We start from the raw sequence: 7,805 nt of genomic DNA on the forward strand, positions 1-7,805 counted from the left end.
GAATTATGAATCTTAACAGTATTCCCGCCTTCCAGGACAACTACATCTGGGTTCTTAACGACGAGGCGGGTAAATGCATTATCGTCGATCCTGGGGAAGCCGCACCGGTGCTAAACGCGATCGCAAAAAACAACTGGCAGCCGGAGGCCATTCTGCTGACACACCATCACCACGACCATGTTGGCGGTGTGAAAGAACTTCTGCAAACCTTCCCAGGCCTTGTGGTATATGGGCCTGAGGAGACACAAGATAAGGGAACGAACCGGGTAGTCAGGGAAGGAGATAAGGTCAATATTTTAGAGTGTGAATTTAGTGTTATTGCTACACCGGGTCACACTTTGGGCCATTTGTGCTATTTCAGTTTCCCTTATCTTTTCTGCGGCGACACGCTGTTTTCTGGCGGCTGTGGACGGCTATTTGAAGGCACACCAAAACAGATGTATGAATCTTTTCAGAAGCTTAACAAGTTACCTCAAGAAACTTTGGTTTGTTGTGCTCATGAATACACGGAATCAAACATCAAATTTGCCTTAAGTATTTTACCTGAGGATCAGGTATTAATCCGATATTACCGAGAAGTGAAGGAGTTACGCCTAAAAAACCACGCTACTTTACCGACAACGTTGCAAATAGAGCGGGGTATTAATCTTTTTCTGAGAACGGAAGATGCTGATTTAAAAGATATAATACAAAAAGAAACAAGTTTGCAACAACCAGAGCAGGTATTTGCATGGTTGAGGGCAAAGAAAGATAGCTTCTGAATATTCTGGTTGTGTTGTTGGGCGGGCAACTGTATTCTTGCTCGTCTTTTAAGCAACCATTGACACACACATGAAGGCAAAAGCGATATTACTCGCCACTGTCCTGCTTGTGGGGTGCCAGGCGTCAAGGCATGACGCTAACATCCAACAGCATGCACAGAGTCTGTCTGCAGCTGGTCAAGGTGAAGCAGGAAAGTACACTGGTCGAGCGAACTCGACGCGATGGATGGACGATGGGACATTCCTCGCGCAAGATCAGAACCTGTGGGACTTCATCGGCGACGAGCAAAAGATGGGGATACCGGAAAACAGCCGGATCCGCGAACAGAAACAGAAATACCTAAGAAATAAGAGCTATCTCCACGATGTAACATTACGGGCAGAGCCGTATATGTACTGGATTACCGGGCAAGTTAAGAAACGTAACATGCCGATGGAACTGGTACTGCTACCCATAGTGGAGAGCGCTTTTGACCCCCACGCGACCTCTGGCGCAAATGCCGCTGGCATTTGGCAGATTATTCCAAGTACGGGGCGGAACTATGGTCTGAAGCAGACCAAATCGTACGATGCACGCCGTGACGTAGTGGCTTCCACCACTGCTGCGCTGGATATGATGCAGCGTCTGAACAAGATGTTTGATGGTGACTGGCTACTCACGGTAGCGGCGTACAACAGCGGTGAAGGCCGTGTGATGAACGCCATTAAAGCGAACAAAGCCCGAGGGAAACCAACGGACTTCTGGTCACTTTCACTGCCGCGTGAAACTAAAATCTACGTACCTAAAATGTTAGCCTTGAGCGAAATTCTTAAGAATAACCAAAAGTACGGGGTTCGTTTGCCAACGTCAGACGAAAGCCGCGCGCTGGCACAGGTTGAAGTTTCTAATCCGGTACAGCTAAGTCAGGTCGCCGAGATGACGGGTATGTCACTTTCGACGTTGAAAGCCTTCAATGCCGGGGTGAAAACCTCTACCGTGGGCAAAAATCAGCGTTATGTGATGGTGCCAAAGAAACATGCCCGCCAGCTTAAAGCTTCTCTGGCTTCCGGTGAAATTGCAGCCGTGCAGCCTACGCTTGTCGCTGACAACCGTAGAAATGCAGGTAGCAACAAATCTTATAAAGTGCGCTCAGGGGACACCCTGTCAGGCATTGCTTCACGTTTAGGCGTAAGCACGAAAGATTTGCAAAGCTGGAACGGCATTCGAGGCGCGCACATCAAAGTTGGCCAGACGCTCAGCGTTAAAAATGGCGGCGAGCGTTTAGCTAAAAACGATAGCATCACCTACAAGGTGCGTAAGGGTGACTCCCTGTCGAGTATTGCAAAACGTCACGGCGTGAACATCAAGGATGTTCTGCGCTGGAACGACGATACCGACAACCTGAAGCCTGGCGACCAGCTAACGCTGTTTGTCAGCAATAATGCGACACCAGATACCTGATTGTTATCTAAAGAAAAAGGCACCTTAACAGGTGCCTTAGATTGCTGACAAAGAAGGAAAAAGCGTGGTTTTTCCTTCTTTGTGGTCAGCAGGCGAAAATCAATGAATTGATTTTCCTTGTTATTTATTCGGTGAGATCTTTGCGAAATTCGTTCGCTTTAGGTTTGTCATCAGTCTGAGGCACCTTAACAGGTGCCTTTTTTATTGTTCGATTACACCTTCTTCGCTTCCAGCATCACAATATCACTGGTAAACGACCCCTCTTCTCCCAGCTCAAAGTAACGCTGGACCTCATCTGACGCACTTTGCTGATAGGCTCGAATTGCATTTGCCAGTACCGGTGGAGTTCTCATTCTTGCGATCCAGCTAGTAAATTCCAGGCTCAGACGGTCACACAGCAGGTTTTGCGTGCTCAGACCCGCTTCGTTAAACAAGCTCAGCCATTCACCGCTGGAGTAGTTACGAACATGGGAGGTATCCCGCAGCGCTTCTACCGTTTGCAACCAGATATCCAGTACCGGGTGGCCTGGGGACATCACATCCATAAAGATTGCCGTACCACCGGGCTTCAGTATGCGACGGACCTCACGCAGCGCTTTACCCACATCATGCCAGTGGTGCGCCGAATAGCGGCTGATAACAACGTCAAAGGAGCCATCATCGAACGGTAAAACTTCCGCGTAACCTTGTTGGGTTGTCAGGTTAGAGATACCCCGTGTTTGTGCAGCCTCATTCACCACAGCTAACATTTGATCGGAGAGATCATAGGCAACCACGTCTTTCACATGCGCTGCGGCAATGAAGCTGGCATGCCCTGCCCCGCATCCTAAGTCCAGCAGCTTTGCATGAGAGAATGCCGTCAGACGGTCGCCCAGACGCTCTAAATCGCGCCCAAAAGCGTGCACGGCGCTTGTCAGATAGGCACTGGCCTGAGAACCAAACTGCTGATCAACTTTGTCGTGGTGGGATTGTGTTGCCATCGTATTGTCCTTGCGTTTGAGTGATTAAAAGGGCAGCACACGGGTCTGCCCAACGGCAGACCTGACTAACCTTACTTCAGCTCAGGTTTGCCGGGACGAAATTCGACTAGTAGAGGGTTGTGGTCGGACGCTCGGGTCACCAGCACAGATGCTTCCGTAACGTTAAAACCACGATAAAAAACAAAATCCAGCGGGCGACCAAAAGCTTTACGGCGATGATCGTCGGTGAAGCGCACTTCGCGCAGAGACATCTCCCTGGCAAAGCGGTACAGCGCGTTCATGCGCGGGCGGCTCCAGGCGTTGAAATCACCGGCCATGATCACCGGTCCGTTGTGGTGGCCAATCTGATCGCCAATCGGCCCGAGCTGCTTGCTGTAAACATCTACCCCAAGGCTAAAATTCACGGCATGAATATTTACTACCATCAGCAAACGACCATCCGGCAAAGGATAAACCGTGACCAGCGCGGACTTCGATAAGCGAAGAATAGGTTCCCGCTCGCGCAAAGGGCAGCAATAGACAGGGTGTGCGGCAGAGAGCGTCATGACGCCAGAGGGATGCTGTGGTAACACAAAGGCCGGAACCTGATCGGCAGCCAGATAGTTACTGGTTGCGAATCTCACCAGCTCCGGCGTGGTCTGCGCCTCCTGTAACAGGACAAGGTGGGCATCTTTACCAAAGTTTTGCAGCACCGAAAGCCATTCGGCCCGCTGCTGCTTGAAGATATTCCAGACCAGTACGCGCAGCACGCCATCCGTCGGTAACGGCTCACCGGGCGGTAAGGCCTGACCTATGCTTGCAAACGAGCCAGGCGGCAGAATGCGTTCTGCTGGCTGACCGGCGACATATCGCATGGCATAGGTATTTTTACGCACGTTTGACTGATGACCTCTGTAACCGGAAGCCCTTGAGACGCAGGGCGGTCTTTCAGTTATAGGGACTTTAACGGAGAGTTTCAATGAACAATTCAAACCATCGATGAATCAGAGCGTAACAAAATGCACGCGCTCTGATTCATTCTTTTAGCCGATGGCAACCTCTGTACGTTTATCGAGACGACCACTAAGCCCAATTAACAGCAGCGCCCCAGCGACAATCACTGCGCCAATCCATGGGGTCTGCGCCAGACCGAAGCTTTGCACCGTCTGTCCGCCAATGATTGAGCCTAATGCAATCCCGACGTTAAAGGCGGCAATGTTAAGACCAGATGCAACATCTACTGCGTTAGGCGTGTACTCTTCCGCTTTCTGTACGACATAGACCTGCAGACCCGGTACGTTCCCGAAGGCGAACACACCCATCACCAGAACGGTGAGCAAAGCAGCAATGTGCGAAGTTACGGTGAACTGGAAGACGAGCAGCAGAGCGGCAAGCGCAGCAAAAATAAACTTCAGAGCTGGCACCGCGCCGTGGCGATCGGCAAGCTTACCGCCCCAGATATTCCCGATAGCCACGGAAATGCCATACCCCAGCAGGATCCAGCTGACTGCAGCGGGAGAGTAACCCGCAAGATCCTGCATCATCGGTGCCAGGAAGGTAAATGCGGTGAATACGCCACCATAACCTAACGCGGTGATAGCATAGATAATCAGTAAACGAGGGTGCGTCAGGACTTTGATCTGCTCTTTAATGCTCGCTACGGCACGGGTTGGGATGTTATTCGGGATCAGGATCGTGCTGGCGATCAGCGCAATGACACCGATGGCTGAAACGGCCAGGAAGGTTTCGCGCCAGCCGAAGTGCTGACCAATAAATGTGCCCAGCGGAACGCCCGTCACCAGTGCAACGGTCAGCCCGCCAAACATGATGGCAATAGCGGACGCTGCTTTTTCTTTCGGGACCAGGCTTGTGGCAATAGTGGAGCCGATTGAAAAGAACACGCCGTGTGCCAGACCGGTCAGCAAGCGCGCGATAACTAACGTCTCGTAGTTCGGTGACAGCCAGGCTAACAGATTTCCCGCGGTGAACAGCACCATCAGACCAATCAGCAGTTGTTTGCGAGGCAGCTTACCTGTGAGTGCGGTTAAGACAGGCGCCCCAACGGCAACGCCGAGCGCATATATTGAAACTAATAGCCCGGCGGAAGGTAGCGAAATAGCAAGTTGTTCAGCGATGGTTGGCACCAGGCCAACAATAACGAACTCTGTTGTACCGATAGCGAACGCACTGATAGTCAGTGCCAGAAGAGCGAGTGGCATAATTTACTCCATAGCAGGTGTCTTTTGATGACACGTAGTATGGCGAGATGGTTAAATAACAAAAATATGCAAAATCTCAATAGAATTTTGCCCCAGGAGCAATAATGAAGGCGACCTCAGAAGAACTGGCGATATTCGTTGCCGTTGTGGAAAGCGGTAGCTTCAGCCGGGCAGCGGAGCAGCTGGACCTGGCGAATTCCGCCGTCAGCCGTGCCGTAAAAAAACTTGAAATGAAATTAGGGGTCAGCCTACTGAACCGCACGACCCGACAGCTGAGCCTGACGGAAGAAGGTGAGCGCTATTTCCGCCGCGTGCAGCAGATTTTGCAGGAGATGGCGGCGGCGGAAAATGAGCTGATGGAAACACGGCAGACACCACGCGGACTGCTGCGTATTGATGCGGCCACGCCCGTTATGCTGCACCTGTTAATGCCCTTAATTAAACCGTTCCGCGAGCGGTATCCGGAAATGACACTGTCATTGGTTTCATCAGAAACATTCATCAATCTGATTGAACGTAAGGTTGATGTCGCTATTCGGGCCGGCACGCTGACGGATTCGAGCCTGCGAGCGAAGCCGCTTTTTGCCAGTTTTCGCAAATTGATCGCCTCGCCTGAATATCTGGCAGAGTACGGTATGCCGACCCGCGCTGAGGATCTTAAGGATCATATCTGCCTGGGATTTTCAGAAACGGCCAGTCTGAACCGCTGGCCAGTTGCGCAAAGTGACGGGCAGCTTTATGACATCACACCGGGCATCACGTCAAACAGCGGGGAGACGCTGAAACAACTTTGTCTGAACGGGAACGGAATTGCCTGTCTCTCTGACTATATGATTAATCAGGAGATTGCTGAGGGGAAATTTGTCGAGCTGCTGGCGGATAAACTGCTGCCGGTGGAGATGCCATTCAGCGCAGTCTATTATAGCGACCGGGCCGTCAGCACGCGCATCAGGGCATTTATCGACTTTCTGAGTGAACACGTGAAACAGCCCCCGAAGGGGCTGTAATTTATCTTAATCCCACTCAGGTGCCAGTCCTTCCGGGCTGACCAGGCGGTCATTACAGTCCAGCTTAGCAATGGCTGCCATATCCTCGTGCTGCAACTTCAACGACTGCGCTTTCATGTTACTTTGCAGATTTTCACGCTTCGTTGATGACGGGATCACCGCGTAACCCAGCGCCATCGCCCAGGAAAGAATGACCTGAGCTGGAGTCGCGTTATGCTTCTGCGCAATGGCAGCTATCACTTCGTCCTTTAATGCTTTGCCGTAAGCAAGCGTCATATAAGAGGTGATATGGATACCGCGATCTTTCGCCCACTGCACTACTTTGCCGTTCTGCAGATAAGGAGACAGCTCAATCTGGTTGGTCGCAATATTTTCTGCTCCTACAGCGTCAATAGCCTGCTGCATCAGCTCGATGGTGAAGTTAGAGATCCCAATCTGGCGGGTCAGCCCTTCTTTCTTCGCTTCCAGTAAAGCCTGCATGAATTCTGCCACCGGCACGGCATCTCGAGGCGATGGCCAATGGATCAAAGTCAGGTCGACGTAATCAGTGCGCAGCTTGCTAAGACTTTCCTTAAGGCTTGCTATCAGCTTGTCTTTGCTAAGGTTTTCGATCCAGATCTTCGTTGTGATAAACAGATCGCTACGCGCTACCCCGCTCTCTTCTAACGCCTGCCCAACAGCCGCTTCGTTATCATAAATCTGAGCGGTATCGATCGTGCGATAGCCGAGTTCCAGCGCCGTTTTAACCGATGCGATTACCACGTCGTCTTTTAAGCGAAACGTACCTAAACCAAATGCAGGGATGGTCATGACTTACCTCGTTAATATGTGTTTGCAATACGAGGATTATGCAGGCAGAAATTATGCTGAAAAAGAGAGGTAAATGCAGAAGATATTTGCGTAAAAAGCAACAATCTCTGAATTTCAGACAAGAAAAAAGCCCTGAGTCTAAGACTCAGGGCTTAATAAGTGGCGGAACGGACGGGACTCGAACCCGCGACCCCCTGCGTGACAGGCAGGTATTCTAACCGACTGAACTACCGCTCCACCGAATTTCTTACAACCACCAGATGTCACTCTGGCTTTTACTGCTTTGAATTTGGAGCCTGGCAGTTCCCTACTCTCGCATGGGGAGACCCCACACTACCATCGGCGCTACGGCGTTTCACTTCTGAGTTCGGCATGGGGTCAGGTGGGACCACCGCGCTAGTGCCGCCAGGCATATTCTGTTTCGTTAACCGTCACGCTTTCACGCAACCATTAACTTAAAATCTGGAACATTCAGCTGAAAATTAAATCTCTCTCACCAAAACACCTTCGGTGTTGTAAGGTTAAGCCTCACGGATCATTAGTACTGGTTAGCTCAACGTATCGCTACGCTTACACACCCAGCCTATCAACGTCGTAGTCTTCAACGT

The 7,805-nt window shown here is 51.0% G+C and carries 7 protein-coding genes, 1 tRNA gene and 2 rRNA genes; 3 read left to right on the plus strand and 7 right to left on the minus strand.

Features of this window, described 5'->3' with window-relative positions; all coding sequences use genetic code 11:
* Positions 1-5: 5 nt before the first annotated feature.
* Entirely contained in the window at positions 6-761 is a 756-nt protein-coding gene (gloB, locus tag HYQ67_RS06140) for a hydroxyacylglutathione hydrolase (RefSeq protein ID WP_202302390.1), read from the plus strand.
* A 70-nt stretch (positions 762-831) separates the two neighbouring features.
* Entirely contained in the window at positions 832-2,202 is a 1,371-nt protein-coding gene (gene mltD, locus HYQ67_RS06145; RefSeq protein WP_202302392.1) for a murein transglycosylase D, read from the plus strand.
* Between the two features lie 212 nt (positions 2,203-2,414).
* On the opposite strand, the gene HYQ67_RS06150 is transcribed toward mltD, so the two are convergent.
* From HYQ67_RS06150 to HYQ67_RS06160, 3 genes are all read right to left on the minus strand, one after another.
* Positions 2,415-3,182 carry a class I SAM-dependent methyltransferase gene (locus tag HYQ67_RS06150; RefSeq protein WP_202302394.1) on the minus strand — a complete coding sequence of 256 codons (768 nt, stop codon included), beginning with the start codon at positions 3,180-3,182 and terminating at the stop codon, positions 2,415-2,417.
* A 71-nt stretch (positions 3,183-3,253) separates the two neighbouring features.
* Positions 3,254-4,057: an endonuclease/exonuclease/phosphatase family protein gene (locus HYQ67_RS06155; RefSeq protein WP_202302396.1), complete on the minus strand. Its 804-nt coding sequence runs from the start codon at positions 4,055-4,057 to the stop codon at positions 3,254-3,256.
* 147 nt (positions 4,058-4,204) lie between these two features.
* A complete protein-coding gene (locus tag HYQ67_RS06160) occupies positions 4,205-5,380 on the minus strand; it encodes an MFS transporter (RefSeq protein ID WP_202302398.1) in 1,176 nt (391 codons plus the stop codon).
* A 104-nt stretch (positions 5,381-5,484) separates the two neighbouring features.
* Between HYQ67_RS06160 and yafC the strand changes: the two genes are divergently transcribed.
* Complete coding sequence (yafC, locus tag HYQ67_RS06165; RefSeq protein ID WP_202302400.1) at positions 5,485-6,387, plus strand: DNA-binding transcriptional regulator YafC; 903 nt, start codon at positions 5,485-5,487, stop codon at positions 6,385-6,387.
* Between the two features lie 6 nt (positions 6,388-6,393).
* On the opposite strand, the gene dkgB is transcribed toward yafC, so the two are convergent.
* The 4 genes from dkgB to HYQ67_RS06185 all read right to left on the minus strand — a co-directional run.
* On the minus strand, positions 6,394-7,197 hold the full coding sequence (dkgB, locus tag HYQ67_RS06170; RefSeq protein ID WP_202302402.1) for a 2,5-didehydrogluconate reductase DkgB: 804 nt from the start codon (positions 7,195-7,197) through the stop codon (positions 6,394-6,396).
* 160 nt (positions 7,198-7,357) lie between these two features.
* Positions 7,358-7,434, minus strand: a tRNA-Asp gene (locus HYQ67_RS06175).
* Positions 7,435-7,491: 57 nt separating this feature from the next.
* Positions 7,492-7,607, minus strand: a 5S ribosomal RNA gene (gene rrf / locus HYQ67_RS06180).
* A gap of 107 nt (positions 7,608-7,714) precedes the next feature.
* A 23S ribosomal RNA gene (locus HYQ67_RS06185) occupies positions 7,715-7,805 on the minus strand; the annotation flags it as partial.

This window comes from Dryocola clanedunensis subsp. sulfonylureivorans, assembly GCF_016756775.1.
In the GTDB taxonomy this organism is placed as follows: domain Bacteria; phylum Pseudomonadota; class Gammaproteobacteria; order Enterobacterales; family Enterobacteriaceae; genus Dryocola; species Dryocola clanedunensis.

Bases quoted from the DNA above. Each gene is read 5' to 3' on its own strand.
- gloB (WP_202302390.1), top strand. From the start codon at position 6: ATGAATCTTAACAGTATTCCCGCCTTCCAGGACAACTACATCTGGGTT.
- mltD (WP_202302392.1), top strand. From the start codon at position 832: ATGAAGGCAAAAGCGATATTACTCGCCACTGTCCTGCTTGTGGGGTGC.
- HYQ67_RS06150 (WP_202302394.1), bottom strand. From the start codon at position 3,182: ATGGCAACACAATCCCACCACGACAAAGTTGATCAGCAGTTTGGTTCT.
- HYQ67_RS06160 (WP_202302398.1), bottom strand. From the start codon at position 5,380: ATGCCACTCGCTCTTCTGGCACTGACTATCAGTGCGTTCGCTATCGGT.
- yafC (WP_202302400.1), top strand. From the start codon at position 5,485: ATGAAGGCGACCTCAGAAGAACTGGCGATATTCGTTGCCGTTGTGGAA.
- dkgB (WP_202302402.1), bottom strand. From the start codon at position 7,197: ATGACCATCCCTGCATTTGGTTTAGGTACGTTTCGCTTAAAAGACGAC.